The organism is Pseudomonas sp. P4_C1 (genome assembly GCF_056402155.1).
The window spans coordinates 1-25003 of sequence record NZ_JBFUHY010000041.1; the positions used below are offsets into that span (position 1 = coordinate 1).

General features: G+C 60.1%; 28 protein-coding genes and 1 pseudogene. 17 read left to right on the forward strand and 12 right to left on the reverse strand.

What is annotated here, in order from left to right:
* Positions 1-66 precede the first annotated feature (66 nt).
* The 3 genes from AC1DU9_RS19645 to AC1DU9_RS19655 form a co-directional block, all read right to left on the reverse strand.
* The gene (locus AC1DU9_RS19645; RefSeq protein WP_477810658.1) at positions 67-879 is read right to left on the reverse strand and encodes an alpha/beta fold hydrolase; all 813 of its coding nucleotides are present in this window, start codon (positions 877-879) and stop codon (positions 67-69) included.
* A gap of 296 nt (positions 880-1175) precedes the next feature.
* Positions 1176-1994, reverse strand: coding sequence for a substrate-binding periplasmic protein (locus tag AC1DU9_RS19650; protein WP_477810659.1), 819 nt, complete (start codon positions 1992-1994; stop codon positions 1176-1178).
* Between the two features lie 93 nt (positions 1995-2087).
* Positions 2088-2714 (reverse strand): TetR/AcrR family transcriptional regulator, encoded by a 627-nt coding sequence (locus tag AC1DU9_RS19655; RefSeq protein WP_477810660.1) that lies wholly within the window; start codon positions 2712-2714, stop codon positions 2088-2090.
* Positions 2715-2892: 178 nt separating this feature from the next.
* Here AC1DU9_RS19655 and AC1DU9_RS19660 point away from each other — a divergent pair, with 178 nt between their 5' ends.
* The 8 genes from AC1DU9_RS19660 (at position 2893) to ppnP (ending at position 12248) form a co-directional block, all read left to right on the forward strand.
* On the forward strand, positions 2893-4695 hold the full coding sequence (locus tag AC1DU9_RS19660) for an acyclic terpene utilization AtuA family protein (protein WP_477810661.1): 1803 nt from the start codon (positions 2893-2895) through the stop codon (positions 4693-4695).
* A gap of 12 nt (positions 4696-4707) precedes the next feature.
* The gene (locus AC1DU9_RS19665; protein ID WP_477810662.1) at positions 4708-5577 is read left to right on the forward strand and encodes an SDR family oxidoreductase; all 870 of its coding nucleotides are present in this window, start codon (positions 4708-4710) and stop codon (positions 5575-5577) included.
* Between the two features lie 3 nt (positions 5578-5580).
* The gene (atuC, locus tag AC1DU9_RS19670; protein ID WP_477810663.1) at positions 5581-7197 is read left to right on the forward strand and encodes a geranyl-CoA carboxylase subunit beta; all 1617 of its coding nucleotides are present in this window, start codon (positions 5581-5583) and stop codon (positions 7195-7197) included.
* A gap of 24 nt (positions 7198-7221) precedes the next feature.
* The gene (gene atuD / locus AC1DU9_RS19675) at positions 7222-8379 is read left to right on the forward strand and encodes a citronellyl-CoA dehydrogenase (protein ID WP_477810664.1); all 1158 of its coding nucleotides are present in this window, start codon (positions 7222-7224) and stop codon (positions 8377-8379) included.
* On the forward strand, positions 8376-9173 hold the full coding sequence (locus AC1DU9_RS19680) for an enoyl-CoA hydratase/isomerase family protein (RefSeq protein WP_477810665.1): 798 nt from the start codon (positions 8376-8378) through the stop codon (positions 9171-9173). The genes atuD and AC1DU9_RS19680 overlap by 4 nt, the downstream gene beginning before the upstream one ends.
* Before the next feature lie 146 nt (positions 9174-9319).
* Positions 9320-11281, forward strand: coding sequence for an acetyl/propionyl/methylcrotonyl-CoA carboxylase subunit alpha (locus AC1DU9_RS19685; protein ID WP_477810666.1), 1962 nt, complete (start codon positions 9320-9322; stop codon positions 11279-11281).
* A 70-nt stretch (positions 11282-11351) separates the two neighbouring features.
* The gene (locus AC1DU9_RS19690) at positions 11352-11894 is read left to right on the forward strand and encodes a 3'-5' exonuclease (RefSeq protein WP_477810667.1); all 543 of its coding nucleotides are present in this window, start codon (positions 11352-11354) and stop codon (positions 11892-11894) included.
* A gap of 69 nt (positions 11895-11963) precedes the next feature.
* The gene (ppnP, locus tag AC1DU9_RS19695) at positions 11964-12248 is read left to right on the forward strand and encodes a pyrimidine/purine nucleoside phosphorylase (protein ID WP_283188768.1); all 285 of its coding nucleotides are present in this window, start codon (positions 11964-11966) and stop codon (positions 12246-12248) included.
* A 97-nt stretch (positions 12249-12345) separates the two neighbouring features.
* Here the strand turns inward: ppnP and AC1DU9_RS19700 are convergent, their stop codons facing one another.
* Together AC1DU9_RS19700 and AC1DU9_RS19705 are read right to left on the reverse strand one after the other, a co-directional pair.
* Positions 12346-13152, reverse strand: a complete 807-nt coding sequence (locus tag AC1DU9_RS19700; protein WP_477810668.1) for an MOSC domain-containing protein — start codon at positions 13150-13152, stop codon at positions 12346-12348.
* 188 nt (positions 13153-13340) lie between these two features.
* Positions 13341-14276: a chemotaxis protein CheV gene (locus AC1DU9_RS19705; RefSeq protein WP_477810669.1), complete on the reverse strand. Its 936-nt coding sequence runs from the start codon at positions 14274-14276 to the stop codon at positions 13341-13343.
* 463 nt (positions 14277-14739) lie between these two features.
* On the opposite strand from AC1DU9_RS19705, the gene AC1DU9_RS19710 reads away from it, so the two are divergent.
* The 3 genes from AC1DU9_RS19710 to AC1DU9_RS19720 all read left to right on the forward strand — a co-directional run bounded on the left by AC1DU9_RS19710 (position 14740) and on the right by AC1DU9_RS19720 (position 17155).
* Positions 14740-15210: a hypothetical protein gene (locus tag AC1DU9_RS19710; protein ID WP_477810670.1), complete on the forward strand. Its 471-nt coding sequence runs from the start codon at positions 14740-14742 to the stop codon at positions 15208-15210.
* Positions 15211-15605: 395 nt separating this feature from the next.
* The gene (locus AC1DU9_RS19715) at positions 15606-16499 is read left to right on the forward strand and encodes a sensor histidine kinase (protein WP_457266295.1); all 894 of its coding nucleotides are present in this window, start codon (positions 15606-15608) and stop codon (positions 16497-16499) included.
* Positions 16496-17155 (forward strand): response regulator, encoded by a 660-nt coding sequence (locus AC1DU9_RS19720; RefSeq protein WP_429370773.1) that lies wholly within the window; start codon positions 16496-16498, stop codon positions 17153-17155. The genes AC1DU9_RS19715 and AC1DU9_RS19720 overlap by 4 nt, the downstream gene beginning before the upstream one ends.
* Here AC1DU9_RS19720 and AC1DU9_RS19725 read toward each other — a convergent pair.
* Positions 17152-17273: pseudogene (locus AC1DU9_RS19725) on the reverse strand (lipid kinase YegS); the annotation flags it as partial. The gene AC1DU9_RS19720 and the pseudogene AC1DU9_RS19725 sit on opposite strands and share 4 nt — an antisense overlap.
* Before the next feature lie 164 nt (positions 17274-17437).
* On the opposite strand from AC1DU9_RS19725, the gene AC1DU9_RS19730 reads away from it, so the two are divergent.
* A complete protein-coding gene (locus AC1DU9_RS19730; protein ID WP_457266293.1) occupies positions 17438-17752 on the forward strand; it encodes a hypothetical protein in 315 nt (104 codons plus the stop codon).
* Between the two features lie 64 nt (positions 17753-17816).
* Here AC1DU9_RS19730 and AC1DU9_RS19735 read toward each other — a convergent pair whose 3' ends face one another.
* The gene (locus AC1DU9_RS19735) at positions 17817-19043 is read right to left on the reverse strand and encodes a molybdopterin molybdotransferase MoeA (RefSeq protein ID WP_457266292.1); all 1227 of its coding nucleotides are present in this window, start codon (positions 19041-19043) and stop codon (positions 17817-17819) included.
* Positions 19027-19566, reverse strand: a complete 540-nt coding sequence (gene moaB, locus AC1DU9_RS19740; RefSeq protein ID WP_457266291.1) for a molybdenum cofactor biosynthesis protein B — start codon at positions 19564-19566, stop codon at positions 19027-19029. The genes AC1DU9_RS19735 and moaB overlap by 17 nt, the downstream gene beginning before the upstream one ends.
* 81 nt (positions 19567-19647) lie before the next feature.
* Between moaB and mobA the strand changes: the two genes are divergently transcribed.
* The gene (mobA, locus tag AC1DU9_RS19745; RefSeq protein ID WP_457266290.1) at positions 19648-20250 is read left to right on the forward strand and encodes a molybdenum cofactor guanylyltransferase MobA; all 603 of its coding nucleotides are present in this window, start codon (positions 19648-19650) and stop codon (positions 20248-20250) included.
* A 78-nt stretch (positions 20251-20328) separates the two neighbouring features.
* Complete coding sequence (locus AC1DU9_RS19750) at positions 20329-20550, forward strand: YgdI/YgdR family lipoprotein (RefSeq protein ID WP_223463445.1); 222 nt, start codon at positions 20329-20331, stop codon at positions 20548-20550.
* A gap of 84 nt (positions 20551-20634) precedes the next feature.
* Here the strand turns inward: AC1DU9_RS19750 and AC1DU9_RS19755 are convergent, their stop codons facing one another.
* From AC1DU9_RS19755 to AC1DU9_RS19770, 4 genes are all read right to left on the reverse strand, one after another.
* A complete protein-coding gene (locus AC1DU9_RS19755; RefSeq protein WP_477810671.1) occupies positions 20635-21525 on the reverse strand; it encodes a pseudouridine synthase in 891 nt (296 codons plus the stop codon).
* 70 nt (positions 21526-21595) lie between these two features.
* Positions 21596-21913, reverse strand: a complete 318-nt coding sequence (locus AC1DU9_RS19760; RefSeq protein ID WP_457266288.1) for a transcriptional regulator — start codon at positions 21911-21913, stop codon at positions 21596-21598.
* 172 nt (positions 21914-22085) lie between these two features.
* Complete coding sequence (locus AC1DU9_RS19765) at positions 22086-22322, reverse strand: glutaredoxin family protein (protein ID WP_223463443.1); 237 nt, start codon at positions 22320-22322, stop codon at positions 22086-22088.
* 95 nt (positions 22323-22417) lie between these two features.
* The gene (locus AC1DU9_RS19770) at positions 22418-23626 is read right to left on the reverse strand and encodes an ammonium transporter (protein WP_457266287.1); all 1209 of its coding nucleotides are present in this window, start codon (positions 23624-23626) and stop codon (positions 22418-22420) included.
* Positions 23627-23954: 328 nt separating this feature from the next.
* Here AC1DU9_RS19770 and AC1DU9_RS19775 point away from each other — a divergent pair, with 328 nt between their 5' ends.
* From AC1DU9_RS19775 to AC1DU9_RS19785, 3 genes are read left to right on the forward strand one after another with little or no spacing between them, the layout of a single operon-like run.
* Entirely contained in the window at positions 23955-24269 is a 315-nt protein-coding gene (locus AC1DU9_RS19775) for an ElaB/YgaM/YqjD family protein (RefSeq protein WP_007983472.1), read from the forward strand.
* A 1-nt stretch (position 24270) separates the two neighbouring features.
* Positions 24271-24660 (forward strand): phage holin family protein, encoded by a 390-nt coding sequence (locus AC1DU9_RS19780; protein ID WP_457266286.1) that lies wholly within the window; start codon positions 24271-24273, stop codon positions 24658-24660.
* Positions 24657-25001, forward strand: coding sequence for a hypothetical protein (locus tag AC1DU9_RS19785; RefSeq protein ID WP_457266285.1), 345 nt, complete (start codon positions 24657-24659; stop codon positions 24999-25001). Before AC1DU9_RS19780 ends, AC1DU9_RS19785 begins: the two co-directional genes overlap by 4 nt.
* Positions 25002-25003: the final 2 nt, after the last annotated feature.

Consider the following 25003-nt stretch of genomic DNA (forward strand, 5'->3'; position numbering starts at 1 on the left):
CCCCCCACAGGTATTCGCATATCCCTGTGGGAGCGAGCTTGCTCGCGATGGCGTCGGCAAGTTCAACTAAGCCCTCCCGGCCAAAAACTCCAACAGCACTTCGGTGACGAACCCGGGATTTTCCAGATTGGAAATATGCCCCGCCTCCGGCACCAGCACAAACGGGCAGCCTATCAACCCGGCCATTTCACGGGCCTCCGAGGGCGGACGCGGTTGGTCCTGATCACCGCACATTACCAGCGTGCTCGCTGCGTCCAATTCGCTCAGACGCGATAACAGATCATCCCGCCCAAACGTAATCCGCCCCATCGGCACGATGCTTTCACGCAGGCGATCCGCGGGTAGAGCCGCGAGGGAAGCATGAAAATCCCGGTAGAGCGCCGACTGCGGATCAATGCCCGGCCGGAAGAAAATCGGCACCACGATATCCAGCAGCGCTGGAGTGATGACACCCGCCTCTTCGATCTGCTTCAACAATGAAAAGTAATACTGGCGAGTCGGCTCCGGTTCAGCGCCGACGTAGGTGTCCATCAACACCAGGCCATTGACCCGGTGCGCTGCCGACAACGCCAGGCGCACGCCCCACATGCCACCGACCGACAGGCCAACCAGTGTGACCCGCTCGATGTCCAGATGGTCGAGCAGGACCAGGGCCTGACGCGCCAGGTCATCCAGCGATGTCGTACCGACAGGCAATGGCCCGGATAGGCCGTGCCCCCACAGGTCCAGGGCAATCACCCGATACTGTCGCGCCAGCGCGGCAATCTGCGGCGTCCACATGGCCTGGTCCCACAGGTAACTGCCGGCCAGCAGCACCGCCGGGCCGGTGCCTTGATCGATGTAGTGAAGGGGTTGTCCGTCTATCGTTACGAAGGGCATCGACTGTCTGCGCGAGTAAAAATGGAGCCGAAAGACTGAGCGGCAGACAGTCCCTCGTCAATCGCTGGAGTGTGTGCGTTTGTGCCACCGCCTTCGCGGGCAAGCCCGCTTGAAGCTGCCAATGATCATGCCCAGCAATTCGAGGCCGCGCTCGGCCAGCAACGCCATCGGTTGATCGCGCCCGGCGCCCGCAGCATATTACCGCCCCTATCGCTTGCCCTTCGGGACGACTGAGACGCTCCAGTCATTGCACGTGCAACTCGGTGAGTCATGGCAGGAAATTCAGGAAAAGACCGTCAATTGGCGACTTGTGGCGCCGGTTCGTTGTGCGGGATCGGCACCAACGCAATCTTGTACGGATCGAAAATCCTCAGCATCTGGCCGTTGTCCCGCAAGCCTTGCAACAACTTGCCGAAGGCCTCACCAGTGATGGGCGCGGTCGGTCGGAGAATGGCGTAGTGGTGATAGATCTGGTCAACGCGCTGGGACACCAGCAACTCGTCAGCGACTTTTTTATTGCGTAACAAGTAGTCGAACAGATAAGAGCGCGTGACCAGGGCGATGTCGGCACGATCGCGCAACACCATCAGCAGATTGCTGTCGTGGGAATAGGTCAGCGTGGCATTGTAGTTTTTCGCGAGGTACTGGGGATCGGCGTTGAAGTTGGCGAACTCGTAATGATAGCCGCTGAACAGAGCCAGACGCTTGCCGCTCAGGTCGGCAAAATAGCTTTGCTGTCGATCGGGCAGGCGTTGCGCGACAAAAATCTCGGCGTCTTCCAGCCCCATGTCGACGGAAGTATGGGGAATGTCTTCCCACCCCCAGGCCGGATTCTCGAAGATGGCCATGTCGACCCGGCTCTGCTTGAAGTCACCGAAGCGCCGGGGAATGGACGTGGGCACCAGGACAAACTGGTAGTCACTTTGCGACGCATTCAGAGCCTCGACCAGTTGCGGCAGCAACCCGGTATCGGCCCCGGATTCCGGGCGCACGGTATAGGGCGGAAAATGCGCGGCACCAATGCGCACCAGCTGCGCAGCCTGGGACGGCATCACCGTTGACGCTGCAAGCATCGCCAGCAAAAGCTGCGAGGCTGTCCGAATTGGCGAATCCATCAAAACAACCCCACTCCCCAATAAAACGGCATCAATGCATTCAAGCTAGGCGGTTTCGTCCAGTTAGCCAGTTTAATGCTGGCCAATACAATTTTATTGCCGGTCTTCCAGCACCAGAATCAACGCTTCATCAGCCAACTGATCGAGGCTCATGTTGCCGTCAGCGCGAAACCAGGTGGTGGTCCAAGACAATGCGCCGGTCAGGAACCGCCGAGTGATGAACACATCGCCGCGGATAAAACCGGCGGTCTTGGCTTCGCCCAGTACTTGCAGCCAGATGTCTTCGTAGATATCCCGCAGCGCCAGGACCTTGGCCTGGCCCTCTTCGGACAGCGAGCGCCATTCATAGACCAGCACGGCCATGGCCTCGCCGCTGCCGCCCATGATCGACTGCAATTCACACCGGATCAAGGCCAGCACCCGCTCGCGCACATTGCCGGCCTCGGCGATGGCCGCACGCATCAACGCGGTGTTGTAGCGTATGGTTTCCTCCATCACGGCGCGCAGGATTTCGTCCTTGCTTTTGAAGTGGTGGAAAATGCTCCCGGACTGAATACCCACCGCGCCGGCCAGATCGCGCACGGTCGTGCGTTCATAGCCTTTATTGCGGAACAGGTGGGCCGCGACTTGCAGCAGCTTGCCACGGGCGCTGTCCGGGTCGGTCAATTGGCCGTCGTCCACCAATTCACGCATGACCCTCAGGGCTTTTTGCTCGTCCACCCGTTATCTCCTACAGTCGATCAATCAATAACGCCGATCCCCCCGAAAACACCGGAGTTGCGCGGGCAATTTAAGCTCATGGATGCAACCAAGCAAGCGCTTGGGCATAAGATAATCAAGTCATTTACAAACCAAGCGCTTGCTTGGTAATGTCGACGCACTTCGGTTGGAGGTGGCTATGGAATGGACTGCACCTAAAACAATTCGTATCGGTTGCGCCAGCGCCTTCTGGGGCGATACCTCGACCGCTGCAGCGCAACTCGTGGAACACGGGCATCTGGACTATCTGGTCTTCGACTACCTGGCCGAGATCACTCTGTCGATCATGGCCGGCGCGCGGATGAAAGATCCCCAGGCCGGCTATGCGGGCGACTTCATCGAAGTCCTCGCGCCCCTGCTGCCGCAACTCGCGGCGCGCAACATTCGGGTCATCAGCAATGCTGGCGGGGTCAATCCCCAAGCCTGCGCCGCCGCCCTGCAAGCAGCCTGCGACAAGGCCGGGGTGGCGCTGAAGATCGCCGTGCTGCTGGGTGACGATCTGCAGCCGCAATTCAAACAGCTAGGCAACCTGGGCATCCATGAAATGTTCAGCGGCGCGCCTCTGCCATCGATGTGCGTCTCGACCAACGCCTACCTCGGCGCACCGGGCATCGTCGAAGCCCTGCGTCTGGGGGCGGACATCGTGATCACCGGGCGCGTGGTCGACAGTGCGGTGGTCAGCGCTGCGCTGGTGCATGAGTTCGGCTGGTCGTGGCACGACTACGACAAGCTCGCCCAAGCGGCATTGGCCGGGCACATCATCGAATGCGGCGCCCAATGCACGGGTGGCAACTTCACCGATTGGCGCGACGTCCCCGACTACGAACACATCGGCTTTCCCATCGTCGAAGTCAGCGCCGACAGCCAGTTCATCGTCAGCAAACCCGAAGGGACCGGCGGACTGGTCACGCCGCTGACGGTGGGCGAGCAGATGTTGTACGAAATCGGTGACCCCCGGGCATATCTGCTGCCCGATGTGGTGTGCGACTTCACTCAGGTCAAACTGCTGCAACAGGGCAAGAACGCGGTGCAGGTACACGGCGCCAAAGGTCTGCCGCCGACCGCTCAATACAAGGTCAGCGCCACCTGCCCCGATGGTTTTCGCTGCACCGCCAGTTGCCTGATTGCCGGCATCGATGCCGTCGACAAGGCGCGGCGAGTCAGCGATGCGATCATCAACAAGACCTCGGAAATGTTCCACCAGCGCGGCTGGGCGCCGTACAGCGACGTGAGTATCGAGTTGCTGGGCAGCGAGGCCACCTACGGGCCCCACGGCCAGCGTCAGGACAGCCGCGAAGTGGTGATCAAACTCGCGGTACGCCATCCGGACAAGCAGGCCTTGATCGTGTTCTCCCGGGAAATCGCCCAGGCCGCCACCGGCATGGCGCCGGGGCTGACCGGCATTGTCGGAGGCCGGCCGACGGTGTATCCGCTGATCCGGCTGTTCTCGTTCCTGATCGACAAAACCGCCTGCACGCTGGACATTGATTGCATGGGTCAGCGCCACCCGTGTGCCCTGCCCGCCCTCGATGTGCTCGACCCGCTGGACCTGCCAGCTCCGCTCGCGCCACCGAAACCGGTTGGCCTGGCCGACGCCAGCGTGGCCCTGGTCAAACTGGCGGTCGCTCGCTCCGGCGACAAAGGCAACCACAGCAACATCGGCGTCATGGCCCGCGAGCCCGAGTTGCTGCCATGGATCGCCGAAGCCTTGACCCCGGAAGTGATCGTCGACTGGATGGGCCACGTCCTCGATCCCATCCACGGGCGAGTCGAGCGCTGGTACTTGCCCGCCAGCCACAGCCTGAATTTCCTGCTGGAAAACGCCCTCGGCGGCGGCGGTGTCGCCAGCCTGCGAATCGATCCGCAAGGCAAGGCCTTCGCCCAGCAACTGCTGGAAATCCAGATTCCGGTGCCGCAGCGCATCGCCGACCAGTTCAACTAGAGGATTGCCGCCATGGCCTACGATTCGATTTTCAAAGCCGATTTGTTTGCCGGCAAAAACATCATCGTCACCGGTGGCGGCAGTGGCATCGGCCGCTGCACCGCCCACGAACTGGCGGCCCTCGGCGCCCATGTGCTGCTGGTCGGGCGCAAGGCCGACAAACTCAAAACCGTTGCGGCGGAGATCACTGACGACGGCGGCAAGGCCGATTGGGCGGTTTGCGACATCCGCGAGGAAGAACCGGTGCAGCACCTGGTCAGCGAATTGATTCGCAAGCACGGCCCCATTCATGGCCTGGTCAATAATGCGGGCGGGCAGTACCCGTCGCCCCTGGCATCGATCAATCAGAAGGGTTTCGAAACCGTGATGCGCACCAATCTGGTGGGCGGTTTCCTGATGGCCCGGGAAGTGTTCAACCAGTCCATGAGCAAGCACGGCGGCGCCATCGTCAACATGCTCGCCGACATGTGGGGGGGCATGCCCGGTATGGGTCACTCCGGCGCGGCACGTTCGGGCATGGACAACCTGACCAAGACCGCCGCGTACGAATGGGGTCATGCCGGGGTGCGGGTCAACGCCGTGGCACCGGGCTGGATTGCCTCCAGCGGCATGGACACCTACGAAGGCGCATTCAAGGCTGCGATTCCGACTTTGCGCGAACACGTGCCGCTCAAGCGCATCGGCACCGAATCGGAAGTCAGCGCGGCGATTGTTTTCCTGCTCAGCCCGGCAGCGGCGTTCGTCAGCGGCAGCACCTTGCGCATCGACGGCGCCGCCAGCCTCGGCGGGCGCGCCTGGCCAATCCACAAGGCAACCAACAGCGAGTCGTACAACGGTTTCCACCGCGCCTACATACCAGACGTATTGAAGGACAAGGAATAACCCATGCCGGTGATTCAGTCGTTACTCGATCCCCACAGCGAGCAGTTCGCCCAAAACAGCGCTGCGATGCTGAGCGCCATCGAGCAAGTCCGCGCGCTCGAACAGAACCTGCTGAACAAGGCTGCCGAAGCCAAACCCAGGTTCGAAAAACGTGGTCAGTTATTGCCTCGCGAACGCCTCAATCTGCTACTGGACCCCGGCGCGCCGTTTCTCGAACTGGCCAGCCTGGCCGGCTACAAGCTGCACGACGACAAGGACGGCAGCTGCGCCGGTGGCGGTTTGATCGCGGGCATCGGCTACGTGTCTGGCGTGCGTGTGCTGGTAGTCGCGAACAATAGCGCGATCAAGGGCGGGACCATCTCCCCCAGCGGTTTGAAGAAATCCCTGCGCCTGCAACAGATCGCCATGGAAAACAAACTGCCGGTAATCACCCTCGCCGAAAGTGGCGGCGCCAACCTCAATTACGCGGCGGAGATTTTCGTCGAAGGCGCACGCAGCTTTGCCAATCAGGCGCGGATGTCGGCCATGGGTTTGCCGCAGATCACCGTGGTGCACGGCTCGGCCACGGCGGGCGGCGCCTATCAGCCGGGGCTGTCGGATTACGTGGTGGTGGTGCGCGGCAAGGCCAAGCTGTTCCTCGCAGGTCCCCCACTGCTCAAGGCCGCCACCGGCGAAGTCGCGACCGATGAAGAACTGGGCGGCGCCGAGATGCACGCACAAACCGCCGGCACCGCCGAATACCTGGCTGAAAACGACGCTGACGGCGTGCGTCAGGTGCGCGAGATCGTCGCCTTGCTGCCGTGGAACGAGCAGTTGCCCCCACTACCCGAACGTCGCTGGGAGGAGCCGCTCTACCCCATCGACGAACTGCTGGGCCTGATCCCGGGTGATCCGAAAAAACCCTACGACGTACGTGAAATCATCGCTCGTCTCGCCGACGCTTCGAACTTTCTTGAATTCAAAGGCGAGTTCGATCAGCAGACCCTGTGCGGCCATCTGAAAATTCAGGGCCGCGCCTGTGGCTTCATCGGCAACAACGGCCCGATCACGCCAAAAGGCGCAAGCAAGGCCGCGCAGTTCATCCAGCTGTGCGACCAGAGCCAGACGCCGCTGCTGTTTTTCCACAACACCACCGGGTTCATGGTCGGCACCGAATCGGAACAGCAAGGCGTGATCAAACACGGCGCGAAGATGATCCAGGCGGTGGCCAACGCCCGCGTGCCGAAGCTGACCATCGTCGTCGGTGGTTCCTATGGCGCCGGCAACTATGCGATGTGCGGACGCGGCCTCGACCCGCGCTTCATCTTCGCCTGGCCCAATAGCCGCACCGCCGTGATGGGCGGTGCGCAAGCGGGCAAAGTGCTGCGCATCGTCACCGAGGCCAAACAGGCCAAGGACGGCCTGGTGCCCGACCCGAAAATGCTCGACATGCTCGAACAGGTCACCGCGCAGAAACTCGACAGCCAGTCCACGGCGCTCTACGGCAGCGCCAATCTATGGGACGACGGATTGATCGACCCACGCGATACCCGGACTTTGCTGGGTTACTTGCTGGACATCTGTCACGAGGCCGAGGTGCGGCCATTGCAGGCCAACAGTTTTGGCGTAGCCCGGTTCTAGGCCGGCTCAAGGAGAACAATAAAAATGATCTTCACCCAGGAACACGAAGCACTGCGCCGCACCGTGCGCCAATTCGTCGAGCACGAGATCAACCCGCACGTCGAGGAATGGGAAAAGGCCGGGCGCTTCCCCATCCACGAAGTCTTTCGCAAGGCCGGTGACCTTGGCTTGCTGGGCATTTCCAAACCGGAAAAATTCGGCGGCATGGGCCTCGACTACAGCTATTCGATCGTCGCGGCCGAAGAGTTCGGCACCATTCATTGCGGCGGCATACCGATGTCCATCGGCGTGCAGACCGACATGTGCACACCCGCCCTGGCACGGTTCGGCTCCGATGAGTTGCGCGACGAGTTCCTGCGCCCGGCAATCAGCGGCGAGCAGGTCGGCTGCATCGGTGTCTCCGAAGTCGGCGCCGGTTCCGACGTGGCCGGATTGAAAACCACGGCGCGCAAGGACGGCGATGATTATGTGATCAACGGCAGCAAGATGTGGATCACCAACTCGCCGAGCGCTGACTTCATCTGCCTGCTGGCCAATACCTCCGACGACAAACCGCACATCAACAAATCGCTGATCATGGTGCCGATGAACACGCCGGGCATCAGTTTGAGTTCACACCTGGACAAGCTCGGCATGCGCAGCTCGGAAACCGCCCAGGTGTTTTTCGACAACGTGCGCGTGCCGCAGCGCAACCGCATCGGCCATGAGGGCGCGGGGTTCATGATGCAGATGCTGCAGTTCCAGGAGGAACGCCTGTTCGGCGCGGCCAACATGATCAAGGGCCTGGAGTATTGCGTCGACAGCACCATCGAATATTGCAAGGAGCGCAAAACCTTCGGTAACGCGCTGATCGACAATCAGGTGATCCACTTCCGCCTGGCTGAACTGCAAACCGAAATCGAATGCCTGCGGGCGCTGGTCTATCAGGCCACCGAGCAATACGTCAAAGGCCAGGACGTTACGCGCCTGGCCTCCATGGCCAAGCTCAAGGCCGGGCGGCTGGGCCGCGAAGTCAGCGACAGTTGCCTGCAATATTGGGGCGGCATGGGCTTCATGTGGGACAACCCGGTGGCCCGCGCCTACCGTGACGTGAGGCTGGTATCGATTGGCGGCGGCGCCGACGAAATCATGCTGGGGATCATCTGCAAACTCATGGGCATCCTGCCGGGGAAAAAGAAATGAGCAGCCTGCCGGTTTGCCAGACCTTGCTGCTGGAACTGCACAACGGCGTATTGCACATCACCCTCAACCGCCCGGACAGCCGCAATGCGATGAGCTTGCAGATGGTCGCCGAGTTGCGTTCGGTGCTGGCAGCCGTGCGCGATGACCGAAGTGTTCGGGCGCTGGTGATCGGCGGTGCCGGAGGCCACTTCTGCGCCGGTGGCGATCTCAAGGACATCGCCAGTGCCCGCGCTCAAGGTTCGAGCGCTCACCGTGATATGAATCGGGTGTTCGGTGCGTTGCTGCAGGAGGTGCAACAGGCTCCGCAAGTGGTGATCACGGTGCTGCAAGGCGCGGTACTCGGCGGTGGTTTTGGCCTGGCCTGTGTCAGCGATATCGCCATGGCCGATCACCAGGCGCAATTCGGCCTGCCGGAAACCAGCCTCGGCTTGTTGCCGGCGCAGATCGCGCCGTTCGTGGTGCAGCGCATCGGTTTGACCCAGGCCCGAAGACTGGCCCTGTCCGCGGCCCGCTTTGATGGCCACCAGGCACGGCGCATGGGACTGGTGCATTTCGTCGAGCATGATCCGCAGGCCCTGGCCGAGCGTCTCGATGAGGTGTTGGCCCATGTGTTGTGTTGTGCGCCCGAGGCGAATGCGATGACCAAGAAACTCCTGCTGGCGAGTGCCGGACAGCCGTCGGATGAGTTGCTCGATCAAGCGGCGCAATGGTTCAGCGAAGCGGTGACCGGGGCGGAAGGCGTCGAGGGAACGATGGCTTTCGTGCAAAAACGCAAGCCGGGGTGGGCCATTTAAAAGCTTCGTCGGAACGCCGCCCGGAGCAAGCTCGCTCCCACATTGGATTTGTGTCGTTCATAAACCCTGTGGGAGCGAGCTTGCTCCGGGCGGCGTTCCGACGATGAGGCCCGACCAGACACCGCAAAAAATCAGAGAGCCTACCCATGCCCGGACTCAAAAAAATCCTCATCGCCAACCGCGGTGAAATCGCCTGCCGCATCCAGCGCACGGCCCAGGCGCTGGGCTATCGCACGGTCGCCGTGTTCAGCGACGCCGACGCCGATGCGCTGCACGTGCAGATGGCCGACGAAGCGGTCAACATCGGCCCGGCCCCGGTGCAACAGTCTTACTTGAACATCCCGGCCATCCTCGACGCGGCCCGGCGCACCGGCGCGGATGCGATCCATCCGGGCTACGGCTTCCTCTCGGAAAACGCCGGGTTTGCCCTCGCCTGCCAGGACGCCGGCATCACCTTCATCGGCCCCAGCCCCGAGGCCATCGACCTGATGGGCAGCAAGCGCCTGTCGAAGATCGCCATGCTCGAAGCCGGCGTGCCCTGCATCAAAGGCTATCAAGGCGCCGAACAGGACGACGCCACCCTGAGCCGCGAAGCCGGACGCATCGGCTATCCGTTGATGATCAAGGCCAGTGCGGGCGGCGGTGGACGCGGCATGCGCCTGGTGCACGACGCCGGCGATTTGCTGGAACAGATTCGCACCGCGCGCTCCGAAGCCCTGAACGGTTTTGGCAGCGGCGAGCTGATTCTCGAACAGGCACTGGTAGAACCCCGTCATGTCGAGATCCAGCTGTTCGGCGACCGGCATGGCAACCTGATTTACCTCGGCGAACGCGATTGCTCGGTGCAGCGTCGGCATCAGAAAGTCATCGAGGAAGCGCCCTGCCCGGTGATGACCCCTGAACTGCGGCAGGCCATGGGCGAAGCGGCGCTCAAGGCCGGGCGCGCGGTGAAGTACGTCGGCGCGGGCACTGTGGAGTTTTTGCTGGATGCTCGCGGGCAGTTTTTCTTCCTGGAAATGAACACCCGGCTGCAAGTGGAACACCCGGTGACCGAACTGATCACCGGGTTGGACCTGGTGGCCTGGCAGTTGAATATCGCCGAAGGACAGCCGCTGCCCTTGCGCCAGGAGCAGGTGCAACTCAAGGGCCATGCCATGGAAGTACGTCTGTATGCCGAAGATCCGACTCAGGGTTTTCTGCCGCAAACCGGGCGCGTCGTGGCCTGGGAACCGGCATTGCAGGACGGTGTGCGGATCGACCACGGCCTGATCGAAGGCCAGATCATCAGCCCCTTCTACGACCCGATGCTCGGCAAGCTCATCGCCCACGGTGCCACGCGCGAGGAAGCCCGGCGCAAACTGCTGCGGGCAGTGCAGGACAGCGTGTTGCTCGGCCTGCAAAGCAATCAACGCCTGCTTGCCGGCCTGCTGGAACACCCGCAGTTCGCCGGCGGGGACTTCAGCACCGGGTTCATCCCTCAGCACTTCGCCGACCACGCCTGCCTGCATCCCGAGACCCCAGGCGCGCACCGCTTGGCCATCGCCGCCGCCCTGTTCTATCAGGCTGCAGCACAGGCTCACCCGGCCCCGCTTGGCGGTTGGCGCAACAACGCCAGCGTGCCGCTGCGCTACCGCATCGGCCTTGAGGATCAGGACTGGCCGGTAGCGTTGCAGGCGATCCCGGGCGAGCCGTTGCGCATTCAGGTCGCCGAGCACAGCCTCGAACTGAAGATCATCCACAACGATGGACGCTGGGCCACCCTTGAGATTGATGGGATCCGCCAGCGCCACGCTTATCGCCTGGAGGCCGGGCAGCTCTGGCTGTTTACCCGTCCAGGCAGCCTGCAATTTGAGGATCGCACTCAGGCGCAGGTGACCAGCCAGGCCGGTGTCAGCTCCGGCACCCTCAAGGCACCGATGGACGGGGCGATTGTCGACGTCCTGGTCAATGAAGGCAGCCCCGTGAGCAAGGGCCAGTTACTGGTAGTACTGGAGGCGATGAAAATGGAGCACCCGTTGAAATCGGGCATCGACGGTGTGCTCAAACGCCTGCAAGTCAAAGTAGGGGATCAGGTAAAAAACCGGCAGATTCTGTTGGAGGTCGAATAAGCCGCTAGGCGGAACCGCCGGGTTTGGCTACGCTCAAACCCTACAGGACGCGGATACCAGGAAACCTGCAATGCCTCACTGGCTGGTCATCGATCTGGAGGCCACCACCGATGAAGGTGGTTGGCCCGTAACGGATATGGAAATCATTGAAATCGGCGCCACCCTGGTGGACCGCAAGGGACGCGAACTGGACCAGTTCCAGCGTTTCGTCCGGCCTTTGCGGCGGCCGTTACTGACGCCGTTTTGCCGCGAGCTGACACACATCACCCAAGCCAACATCGATGCCGCGCAACCGCTGGGCGAAGTCTGGCCGGCATTTGAACGCTGGCTCGGCCAACACCGCACACGACTTGAGGGCTGGGCCAGTTGGGGCGATTACGATCGCAAACAATTGCTTCAGGATTGGCAGCAACAGGGACTCGCCAGCATGCTGGCCAACGTGCCGCACATGAACCTCAAACAGCGCTTTGCCAAGGCCCGACGCCTGGAACGTCCGCTGGGGTTGAACGGCGCCTTGCAACTGGCCGGCTTGCAGTTCACCGGCCAGCAACACCGGGCGCTGGAAGATGCGCGCAATACCGCACGCCTGCTGCCGCTGGTTCTGCCGCTTTAGACAGGTGACGACGTCAAGGGCCTTGTGCATACTGGCCGGCCCTTTTCAGCCCTTTTCGAGGAATCGCCCATGTTTAAAGTCAACGAGTACTTCGACGGCACCGTCAAGTCGATCGCCTTTGGCACCGCAGAAGGTCCAGCGACCATCGGCGTCATGGCTCCGGGCGAGTATGAATTCGGCACCAGCCAGCGTGAAATCATGCACGTGGTCAGCGGTGCACTGACCGTCAAGCTGCCGGACAGCGGCGACTGGGAAACCTTCGCCGCCGGCAGCCAGTTCAACGTGCCGGCCAATAGCAAGTTCCAGCTGAAAGTGGCCGTCGACACTGCCTACCTGTGCGAATACCGCGGCTAAACCCGCGGGGCTTCACCGAAAAAAGTCACTGCGAAAAAAATGCCCGTGTCTCAGGACACGGGCATTTTTCGTTGTGCGGGCGATGAGTCGAGAGTTTCTACTCCAGGATCTCCACCGGCATGCCGATTTCGAGTCGACCGTTGCCGTCGTTGACCAGGTTCTGGCCGAACATGGCGCCGTCCGCCTGGGAGCGGTATTTCTGCAAGGTGGCCAAGGGTTCGCGGTCGCCGCTGCGCTCCCCGGTTTGCGGGTCGATGGTGGTCAGAATGCAACGTGAGCACGACTTGACCACGCGGAACTCGAGCTCGCCGATACGGATACGCTTCCAGCCGTCCTCGGCGAACGCTTCACTGCCTTCGATCACCAGGTTCGGCCGGAAACGCAGCATCTCCAACGGACGCCCGACCCGTTGCGACAAGTCCTCGAGGGAAGCCTGGCCGATCAGCAACAGTGGATAGCCATCGGCGAACGCCACCTGGTCGTCATCCTTGCCATAGCCGGCCTCGGTCATACGCGCCCGATCGAGTGGCACTTGCACCAGGCGCGTCGGTTTGCCAATGAACCGGCTGACCCAGGCCCCAGCTTCATCGCCTGCATCGGGGACTCGCAAGGTATCGCGCCAGATCGTCACGCCACGCAGCTCTGCATCGTTACCGGGCAAGGCAACGTCGATCGGCGAATGGTCGGGCGCACTGAGGGTCAAACCTCCCTCGGCATTCCACAACGCGGACAACTGGCTCATCTGCGCCACCGCACGCTGGGTCAGGAAGCGCCCGCTGGCCTCGTCCACCAGCATCCAGCGGCGATCGCCGCCCAGTCCGAGTTTATCGAGATCGATCGCTTGCAAGGTCTCGGCCTTCGCGGACTTCAACGGATAACGATACAGCGCGCTCAGACGCAACATGGCCAGCTCCCTGATAGGCAAAAACGCCACCCTATACGAGCTTTACGGCCGAATCAAAGGCTGACGAGCAAACACTGCACCCCTGTGGGAGCGAGCTTGCTCGCGATAGCGGTAGGACAGTCAACATTGATGCTGAATGCAATATCGCCATCGCGAGCAAGCTCGCTCCCACAATGATCGTGTTTTGATCAGGCAGGTACTTGATCAAGCATCAGGCGCTGGCGCACCACGTCGACGAGTTTGTCCGGCTGGAACTTGGAGAGGAAATTGTCGCAGCCGACCTTTTTGACCATCGAGTCGTTGAAACTACCGGACAAAGAGGTGTGCAGCACCACGTACAAGCCGCGCAGGCGTGGATCGTTGCGAATTTCGGTGGTCAGGCGATAGCCATCCATTTCCGGCATTTCCGCATCGGTGAAGACCATCAGCAGTTTGTCGGTCATGTTTACGCCGGTATCGGCCCAGGCCTTGAGCATGTTCAAGGCCTTCAACCCGTCGCTGGCGATGTGCATCTTCACGCCGAGCTGTCCCAGGGTATCGCGCAATTGCGTCAGGGCCACGTTCGAGTCATCCACCAGCAGCACCTCACGGCCACGGGCACGTTCCAGTACCGGATCTTCGAGCTTGTCGCGGGAGACTTTGGCGTTGTACGGGACGATTTCGGCCAGGACCTTTTCGACGTCAATGATTTCCACCAGTTGATCATCGACTTTGCTGATGGCCGTCAGGTAGTGCTGACGGCCGGCACTGCTCGGTGGCGGCAGGATGGCTTCCCAGTTCATGTTGACGATCCGGTCCACGCCACCGACCAGGAAGGCCTGCACCGAACGGTTGTATTCGGTGACGATGATCGTACTGCCAGGCCCCGGCACCAACGGGCGCATACCAATAGCCTGGGACAGGTCGATCACCGGCAGGGTCTGGCCACGCAGGTTGACCACGCCGCACACAAAAGGATGGCGCTGCGGCATCAGCGTCAACTTTGGCAGTTGCAAGACTTCCTGTACTTTAAAGACGTTGATCGCGAACAATTGCCGTCCGGCGAGCCGGAACATGAGAATTTCCAGGCGATTCTCACCCACCAGTTGCGTGCGTTGGTCTACCGTGTCGAGAATGCCGGCCATCAATGACTCCTGGTCTTGTTCGGATGAATTCACTTAAAGAATGTTATCGGCTGTTTTTGCCGAAGCTTGACCCACTCTAAAATGCCACGCCCGGGCATTGATGTCACATTAACATCATGCTTTACTGGCGCTGTGATTACATCTGCCGCACTTCTGCACAGCGCGACCCAGGTTCGCGCGAAAGGTTCCGCTGCGTAAGGGATTCCCCTATCAACAATCAGGTGCAACCTGATATTCGCAATATCCAATAGCCATTAATGTGACGCCATTCTCAATGCATGAACGGAGTCAGGCTTTTGTGTGCGATCGCAAGTAAGTGGCCAACCACCCTCTCGTGTTCCCCTGCCTGCCTGCGGGCCAGCCGAAGTTCGTTCACCCGACGATTCGGCAATGCCGGGGTCCCGACCGCCCTCGTCGACACACTCGCTATCCCCTCATTTGACATGACGTTGTGGAGATAAGTATGCCGAACGACCGTAAAAAGTGGGCCCAGCGGCTCCCGGAGTTCCTCGTCGAGGCTGAAACACTCCTGGCTAAAACCGAGGAATGCCTGAGTCATCTGCAACTGATCAGCAATGACAAGGACGCCATCGACTGCATGCTCAGCACACTGCTCAAGCTGGCCAACAAGGCCGATGCCCTGGCGTTGGCGGCCGTGTCTGAATTCTCTCTGCATATTCATGGTCTGCTGAACCACGCCCAGAACACCATGAGCCTGCACGACGAGGCGCTGAGTGCCTTGAAAGACTGCCTGACCCTGATTGCCTGGCAACTTGAACTCATCGACCAGACCACCGGACAGCTCAGTCTCGACGACAGTGAGCAGGTCACCCTTATTGAAGCCTTTGCCTTTCAGGTCGGACAAAGCCGGTTTCAACCACCGGTCAATTCCAGGCCGTTCACCCTCGTTTCCTATTCGCAGCGACAGGCCTGAACTTGCCGAACCATGTCGTATCGCATGCTTTGGTTATCAATACCGCGCTGTAACTTGAGTGCGCACATGTCGCAATTGATTTTTTCATAGCTATAAACGACCTCTTTCAACAAACACATCAACCAACTTGTTCCTTTATGGAACCATCCCCCAACGACCGGACTCCTGACTTTTCGGACATATATACGGACGCGACCAACGGTATCTTAAGTGCTACTATGCCGCCTGTTAGTTGATGCCAATTAGTGGCAGTGTGGTTGCAGCCGGACAGTTTGGGGCTGATTTCTCCAAAAAAGTACACCCCGTTGAAGTCGACGCTCCAGATTAAAAAACAGGGGCCTGTCAGCCAGCTTGACCGGTCTGCCCGCAGCGAACATCCATTGGCTCCATCCGCTATGCACGCCAGCCTCAAGTCAATCGCCACGTGGCCACCTTCCCGAGAGAACGCACGCACATTCACGCTGTTGTTATGCGCCTGCTCGACGCTCGGCAGTCTGTTGGTCTATGGCTTGTCCATCCCGTTGCCCCTGTCATTGCTGGTGCTCAACGTTGCGGCGCTGACCAGTGTGGCCGTGCAGTACTGCCTCTCGCGCAAATCCATCAAATTCCAGCCCCAGGAACTGGCCGACCGACTGTTGCAGGTTCAGGAAAACGAGCGTCACCGGCTGAGCCGGGAACTGCATGACGACATCGGTCAATTGCTGACCGCTGCAAAACTGCAAAGTGACTGGCTCAAACGCCGGATGCCCGAAGAACTCCAGGAGCAATGCTCGGTCCTCTGCGACACGCTGGAAGAAACCCTGACCAAAGTTCGTGACGTATCCGCCATTCTCAATCCCCGGCAGTTGACCAGCCTCGGGCTGGAAGCCAGTCTGCGCGCGCACCTGCTCAAGACCCTGACCAACACCCCGGTGCACTGGAGCCTGGAATGCCAGCAGCGCCTGACCGGCATACCGGAGGAAATGGCTGTGGCAGCTTTCCGTATTACCCAGGAAGCGGTCACCAACATCCTGCGACATGCCCAGGCCAAGAACCTGCTGGTATGCCTGCAGCGTCTGCCACAAGGCCTGAAGCTGCAGATCAGCGATGACGGACAGGGCTTCGCGCCTGCAACCGACCCCGGTCGTGAAGGGCAACGCGGTATGGCCGGGATGTCGGAACGGATCGATCAACTGGGCGGCACGCTGACCGTTACCAGCGAGCCGGGCAAAGGCACTCAAATCGAAGCTCTTTTTCCCTGGGCGCCCCGTGCGCTCGAACGGGCCAGTTCGAATAAGGTTATGCATTGACTTGTAATTTACTACTGGTGGATGACCACTCGCTGATCAGGGCTGGCGTGCGCGCCCTGGTAATGGATCTGCCCGGCTATGCCGTCATCGGTGAGGCCAATGACGGCTCGCAGTTGCTGGAAATGGTCGGGCATCTGTCCCCGGATATTGTCCTGCTGGATATTTCGATGCGTCAGACCGGCGGCCTCGAAGCCTTGCAGCAACTCAAGCGGGTGCGCCCGCAGAGCAAGGTCCTGATCCTCTCGATGCACACCGACCCGGCCCTGATCATGCAGGCGCTGGAATCCGGAGCCCATGGCTACCTGCTCAAGGACACCACGGCGACCGAGCTCGAGCACGCGCTGGAGGCCTTGCGCAACAACGAGCGCTATCTGAGCCCGGCCATTGCCCACACGGTGATCAACCAGGCGCTGACCCGAAACCAGAAGCACCAACCCGAACCTGCCGACTCGCACAACCTGACGGCACGTCAGCTGGAAATCCTGCGGTTGATCGTTCGCGGAAAATCCACTCGAGAGATCGCAAATGGCCTGGGGCTGAGCGTCAAGACCGTAGAAACCCACCGTTCGCAGATCATGAAGCGTCTGCAGATCTACGATGTGGCCGGCCTGGTGCTGTTTGCCGTGCGCGAACAAATCATCAGCCTTGACGACTAGAGCGGCGAATCCTCAGGCAGATGCACGAGTAACGCCGCCGGGCGAACCGAGAAACGCAAGTTGTCCCCTTCCAGGGCAGGCGCGCACGAATAAACATGCTGTCGACGCCAGAAGCCCCCCCCCGTTAAAAGTCGCAAGAAAACGAATTACTTCCAGTCGGGCAGTCTTGATCCCCCACACGGCAGGACTTTTCTTACAAGAAGTGAGGAATCGGCTCAATTGACCGAAAACCTGAATTGGTAGACTTTTGGTGGCTACAGCAGGACACCACAAGGACGTGCCATGCAAAGCCAAAACCTCGGATCACCGGCCATTTCGGTCTTGCCGCTCACTGATAATAAAAATGCAGGCCATCGAGCTGAATGCCGCAACAGCACAAAAGCCACGGGAGAAGTTGATATGGAACCTCGCGTCACCGAGCTGGAAACACACCTCAAGAGCTTGCGCAGGGACATGGACGAAGTCCGGGATGACGTCAAATCCATCAAGCACAGGCTTGCCTATTCCGCCTGCGGAACAGCCGTGATCCTCTGCCTCCTTGGCTGGATCGCCAATAGCCGTTTCGAGCAGGTTATTTCATTGCTTATGGCGCATTGAGTGGCCTTGAACACAAAACCCGGTTCAATCAACCGGGTTTTGTGTGGCCAAGCCGCTGAAACTATCAGCTCAGAACTTCACTCAGCGGAATGAAGAAAACGCTATCGCCCTGAACCAGCGTGCGACCTTCCAGGACTTCTACCAATCCATCAGCCCAGGCAGCGCTACGCAGTACGCCAGAACTCTGGTTTTTGTAGATCCTCGCCCTGCCGTTTTCCAGCCGTCCGCGCAAATACTCACGCCGATTGCCAGGTTGGAGCCAGTCAAACCCTGCCGGAACCTGCACCTTCAGCGGCTCGACTTCTTTTACACCCTGACGGCGCAGGAGATAGGGCCTGGTCAACAATGCAAAAGTCACGAGGGTCGATGCCGGATTGCCCGGCAAGCCAATCACCGGCACACCGCGAAAATGTCCGAAGGTCAGCGGTTTACCGGGCTTGATGGCAAGTTTCCACAGCGTCAATTCGCCCTCTTCGCGCAAGGCGATACCCAGAAAATCGGCTTCCCCAACCGATACGCCACCGGTCGAGAGGATCAGGTCGACATCCTTCAATTCACCCAGTCGGGAACGAGTGGCTTCCAGATTGTCCGGCAGAATGCCCGCGTCGACGACCTCACATCCCAAACGCTGCAACCAGCTGCACAACAACACCCGGTTGCTGTTGTAGATCTGTCCCGGCCCCAGCGTCTGCCCAGGCTCAATCAATTCGTCGCCGGTGGACAGCACCGCTACACGCACCTTGCGAACCACCTCCAGCTCAGCGCACCCCAACGAGGCAGCCAATCCTTGCTCGATCGGCCCCAACCGCGTACCTGCCGGCAGAATCAACTCGCCGACGGTCGTCTCCTGGCCTTGGGGACGGATGTTCTGGCCTCGGGTCAAGGCTTCGGTGAAACGTACTCGCTCATCCGCCTGAACCTCGGCATTTTCCTGCATCTCGACGCAATCGGCACCGGCGGGAACAGGCGCCCCGGTGAAAATGCGCGCACAGGTTCCTGGCTGCAACGGATCGGGGGCCTGGCCGGCAAACACCTTCTGACTGACCACCAACGGCTCTCCCGTCCAGTCGGCCATGCGCAAGGCATAACCATCCATGGCACTGTTGGGCCAGGGTGGCAGGTCAAGGGTCGACACCAGGTCTTCAGCCAGTACACGCCCCTGTACCTGCGCCAACGGCAAGCGTTCGCGCTCGACAATCCTTGAGGCCTCGGCCATTTCCAGCAAGCGCGCCAACGCCTGCTCGACGGGCATCAGGCTGCCAGTCTTGCCAGGCTTACCCACGGGATTCACAAGGCGCTGCCTGTTTCAAGTGAGGCACGAAATTGCACGGGCGATGCCGCGAATCCAGCTGCTCGGCCAGTATGCCGTCCCAACCGGTGCGCACGGCATTGGTCGAGCCCGGCAAGCAGCAAACCAGCGTGCCATTGGCCAGACCGGCCAGCGTCCGGGACTGAACGGTCGAGGTGCCGATATCGGCAACCGAGATCTGGCGAAACAGCTCACCAAATCCATCAACCTGTTTGTCCAGCAGGCAACTGACGGCTTCCGGCGTGCTATCACGCCCGGTAAAACCGGTTCCGCCGGTGATCAGCACAACCTGCACGACATCATCGGCAATCCAGTTGGCGACTTGCGCGCGAATTTTGTAGAGGTCATCTTTGAGCATCACCCGGGCTGCCAGGTTATGACCCGCAGCGGTCAGGCGGTCGACAAAGACCTGACCTGAGGTGTCGGTTTCCAGTGTGCGGGTATCGCTGACAGTCAGCACTGCAATATTCAGCGGTGCGAAAGGTACATCAGCCTTGGCTTTCATCGGCTCGTCCAGTTGTAGGAGAAACAGCCCGGTGTTATATCACAGCGCTCCGTTTTTTCGCCGCTCCCATGGAGACCTGCCATGACCTCGAATTCACAATTGCCACCCTGCTCCATTCTGCTCCTGGCGGGCGGGCGCGGCCAACGTATGGGCGGTCGGGATAAAGGATTGCTGGACTGGCACGGCGAACCGCTGATTGCACACTTGCACCGCAAGACCCGTCCACTGACCGATGACCTGATCATCTCCTGCAATCGCAACCTTGAGAAGTACGAGCCCTACGCCGACCAGTTGGTCCACGATGATGAAGGTGACTTCCCCGGGCCATTGGCCGGTATTCGCGCAGGCCTGAAAGCGGCTCGCCATACCCATCTGTTGGTCTTGCCCTGTGACGTTCCCGGCATTGATGCGGCGCTGATCGGCAGTATGCGCGAGGCCGCCAACCTGCATCCGGACAAGCCGCTGATGGTGCGGCATGACGACCACTGGGAACCGTTGTTGTGTGTGATTCCTGTGCTACACAGGGCAGCATTTGAAAACGCCTGGAACGAAGGTGAGCGCAGCCCTGGCCGGTTGATGCGCAAGCTCGGTGCGACCGCACTGCAATGTCCCGACAAGGACCCTCGGCTGGCCAACCTCAACACGCCGGAACTGTTAAGCGGTCATAACACTGTGTCAGACTGAGATTAATCAGGAACTTGCGCGAACGGTGCACGTCTCAAATTCAGTAACCAAAGATTTCTTATTCGGAGAAACACACTCATGACTCAACGGACCCTCGCCACTTTCATGCTTGCACTCGGCCTCGCCACCCTCGCCGGTTGCGCGTCGCCTACGGTGCTCACCTTGAATGACGGTCGCGAAATCCAGGCCGTCGACACGCCACAGTTCGACAAGGATTCCGGCTTCTACGTATTCGAACAGCTCGATGGCAAACAGACCCGCATCAACAAGGACCAGGTTCGTACCGTTAAAGAGCTGTAATCCTGGCACCGCCGGATACAGAAAAGCCCGCTTGATGCGGGCTTTTTCATGCCTGAAGAACAGCGTTTCAGGTTCGCTTCTTGATCACCATTGCAGGGTGATTTCACTCTCGAACTCTCGCGCCTGGCCTGTGACCGGATCGATAAATTTCAGCCCCTGAGCCAGCAGTTTCAATGGATTGGCGTAGTCATCCTGCGCATCCTTGAGCACCTCGGGGTAAAACGGATCATTGCAGATACCGGCCCCCAACGCCGCCATATGTACCCGCAACTGATGTTTCTTGCCCGTCACCGGGTAAAGACCATAACGCCAGAGATCCCCCTGCTTCTCCCTGACTTCCACCGCTGTCTCGGTGTTGCTGGCCCCGGGCCCCTCCTGCATGCGGAAGAACGGTTCGCCATCGACCAGTCGGCTTTTATGAACCAGCGGGAAAGCAAGGTCAGGCAACGCCGCTGCGATGGCCTCGTAGCGCTTTTCGATCTGCCGGGTTGGAAACAACGACTGATAARCCGAACGACTCTGCGGATTGGCGGAAAACAGTACCAGCCCTGCGGTATGCCGGTCGATGCGATGCAATGGCACCAGATGCGGATTGTCCAGGCGACGGATCAAGCGCCTGAGCAGCGTCTGTTCGACGTATTCGCCAGCCGGCGTCACGGGCAGAAAGTGCGGTTTGTCGGCAACCACCAGATGCTCGTCCGCGTACAGGATCGACTCGATCACCGGGATCGGCTTTTCATCCGGCACTTCGCGAAAATAATGAATCCGCAAACCTTCCTTGTAGGCCAGATCGAGGGCTATCGGCATGCCCTGCCCATCGAGGACCCGGCCACGGGCGATTCTGTCCAGCCATTGTTCGCGACCGATGGCGCTGAAATGCTCGCACAGGCAATCGACAACGGTGTGCCACGGGCCGGGTGGCAAGTAAAGCGTACTTGCCTGACTGTGTGCCGCGGAAAAAGAAGAAGTGGACATAAGAAAGCTCTAACCCTCAGTACAGATCGGCATTATCCAACAGCAAGGGGAATGAACCTAGGGGGCGTTCTCAAGCCGGGATCGGCGTGCGCGCCGCCGCTTCGGTGTACTCCTTGAGCCAGCGCAGCACATCGACCGCTTCCCAGCGAGCGGGGTCATACAGGGCGTACAACAATCCCTGGTAACCCACGACATCGAGTTGCCGGTGATATCCCGCGCGTTGAAACAAGGCCTCGATTTCTGCGAAACAGGTATTGAAATGCGTTTTGTTGAAGGGTGTTTTTCCTTCGGTCACCAGACCATCCAGTCGCAACTCAAGGACGGCCTCGCGCACGACGTCTGCGGACATCCGGTTCACGCTGTTCTTCAACTGTTCGACATTGACCACGATTCATCCCTCTCACGCCCGGGCTTGCCGGCTCACTCCCGAAAATCAGGAACGGCAAGGCAGGCGCGGCGAATAACTGTATGAGCATACAGTATCCGATCAACACCGATTAAGCCAAGGGGATCAATCGCAAAGTTCGACAGGCGGGACATGCCGCCAGCGCAAAAACCGCTTAATGCAGGAACGCCACTACCTGATCGGCACTGAACGGCCAGCCCAGTTCAGCGCCGGTGTCGACCCGCCGCAACACCGGAATCCGCAGGCTGTAAGCGGCGAACCACGCTTCATCGTCGGCGATATCCACCAGTTCCACCAGCAGGCCGCGCTCGACAAACTCCATCAACATGGCTTCGGCTACTTCACAGAGATGGCATCCAAGGGTGCCGAACAGCTGACATTCGGGAAGCATGAGCGCTCAACCAGATAATGAAGTGACATTCTAGGCCTGCCCCGAATAACCGTCGAGCCATTGAGCCCCCTGCCCTGACGATGAAAAGACCTGAATCAGTCCTGGCTCACGGCACCGATCTTGTGGATCGACAGGTCCGCGCCGTAATACTCCTCTTCCTGACTCAGGCGCAATCCATGCAACGCCTTGATCACGCCATACACGGCAAACCCGCCGGCCAGTGCCACAGTAACGCCCAGTGCCGTGCCGATCAACTGGCTGATCAAACTGATCCCACCCAGCCCGCCCAAGGCGCTCTGGCCGAAAATGCCGCAGGCAATGCCGCCCCATACGCCGCACAAGCCATGCAACGGCCACACACCCAATACATCATCGATGCGCCATTTGCCTTGGGCCGCGGTAAAGCACCAGACAAACAGGGCCCCCGCGATGGCACCGGTGACCAGCGCCCCCACAGGATGCATCAGGTCGGAACCGGCACAGATTGCCACGAGCCCCGCCAACGGACCGTTATGCAGAAAGCCGGGGTCGTTGCGCCCGACAATCAGCGCCGTCACCGTACCGCCCACCATGGCCATCAACGAGTTCACCGCCACCAGTCCGCTGACACCTTGCAGGGTTTGCGCGCTCATGACGTTGAAGCCGAACCAGCCAACGATCAGGATCCATGAGCCCAACGCCAGAAACGGGATGCTCGATGGCGCGAACGCCACCAGGCGACCTTCGCGATAGCGGCCATTACGCGGCCCGAGCAACAGCACCGCCGCCAGTGCCAGCCAACCGCCCATGGCATGCACCACCACCGAACCGGCGAAATCATGGAAACCGGCGCCGAAGCGCTCCAGCAACCAGGCTTGCAAACCCAGGTTGCCATTCCAGACAATGCCTTCGAAGAACGGATAGATGAACGCAACGATCAACGCGGTTGCACACAGTTGCGGGACAAACCTGGCGCGCTCGGCGATCCCTCCGGAAATGATCGCCGGGATCGCCGCGGCAAAGGTCAGCAGGAAGAAAAACTTCACCAGTCCATAGCCATGGTCGGCATTGAGCACAGCCGCCGGCTGCATGAATGTCACGCCGTAGGAAATCCAATAGCCTATAAAGAAGTAGGCCAATGTCGAAACGGCGAAGTCACTGAGGATTTTCGACAACGCATTGACCTGGTTTTTCTGTCGCACAGTTCCGACTTCGAGAAAGGCAAAACCGGCGTGCATGGCCAGAACCATGACCGCACCGATCAGAATGAACAGCGTGTTGGAGCTATGGACCAGGGTGTCCACAGCGCTTTGCAGGTTTTCCATGGGATGGGCTGACCTTATGGCAGAAAAAAGCACCAAAGCAGTTCGCGATGACTGTCCATGCACCAAGTTGCGGCTTCGAAGCATCAGCGCACTGATCTCGTTGAACCACTTTGGCGCACGGACGCCCTCCAGGAAAAACGCGCCCCGGAGGTTTACGCGAGTTTTTGATTGTTTGTCCTACGGTTTTACTGAAATCATGCCCGGCCATAGCGCAATGGTGCGGACCGGCGCACCACGACATAGCAAAAGTTGTACCAGTCATTTGTACTGAACCTTCGCCGAAGGCTCATACTCGAAAGCATCAGAAAGCCACTTATGGAGATCCACCATGGCCCGCACCCAGGCAAAGACTGCTCAAGAAATCCTGATGAACGACTTTCAGACATTGGTCAGTGACACCGAACGGTTGCTGGAGCACACCGCGACCCTGGCCGGCGATCAGGCCGACGAATTGCGCGAGCAGATTCACGACAGTCTCTTGCGTGCCCGTGAAACCCTGAAACTGACCGAAGACTCCCTGCGCGAACGCGGCAAGGCCGCTGTCACAGCCACTGAAGACTATGTCCAGGCCAACCCTTGGCAATCCGTCGGGATCGCGGCCGGCGTGGGTTTCCTGATCGGCCTGCTGGCTAGCCGGCGCTGATATGTCGATCGGTGAATCCGGCCCGTCTGTAGCGGGTACCAGTTCCTCATCACGGCGCCTGGGTGCTGCCTTCCTTGGGTTGCTGCACAGCCATGTCGAACTGTTCGGCATCGAATTGCAGGAACAAAAAGCCCGCACCGTCAGCCTGTTGCTGTTTGCCGGCCTGGCCCTGGTGTTTGCGTTGCTGCTGTTGGTGGGGTTGTCGACGTTGGTGCTTATCGTGTTCTGGGACACCTATCGCCTGACCGCCATCATCGGGCTCTGTGTGTTCTACACCCTCGCCGCCATATTCTGTGGAATGCGCTTGAGAGCAGCGATTTTCGATGAGTCCTCACCCTTCAACGGCACGCTGGAAGAGCTGGCCAACGATCGGGAGCGCCTGCTGCCATGAGCCTGCCTGAATTGCCACACAACAGCTCACGCACGGAAATGCGCAAGGCCCTGATCCGCTTGCGCATGGAAATGCATCGTCAGGAAATCCGCCACGAATCCGCGCAACTGCTGCAACCCTTGCAACGCGTGCGCGGGATTACGCAAAACCTGCAGGACGGTTTTGGTATCAAGCACGCACCACTCTGGGGCGTAGCCGCCGTCACCTTGCTGGGCTTTCTGGGCGGCAAGGGTGCGAAAAACGGTGGCGGCCTCAGCAGCCTGACCCGGCTGGTCCGGCTCGGTGCCACACTGGCCCCGCTGATCAAGCTGATCATGCAGGGCTCTTCACGCAAAGACTGATC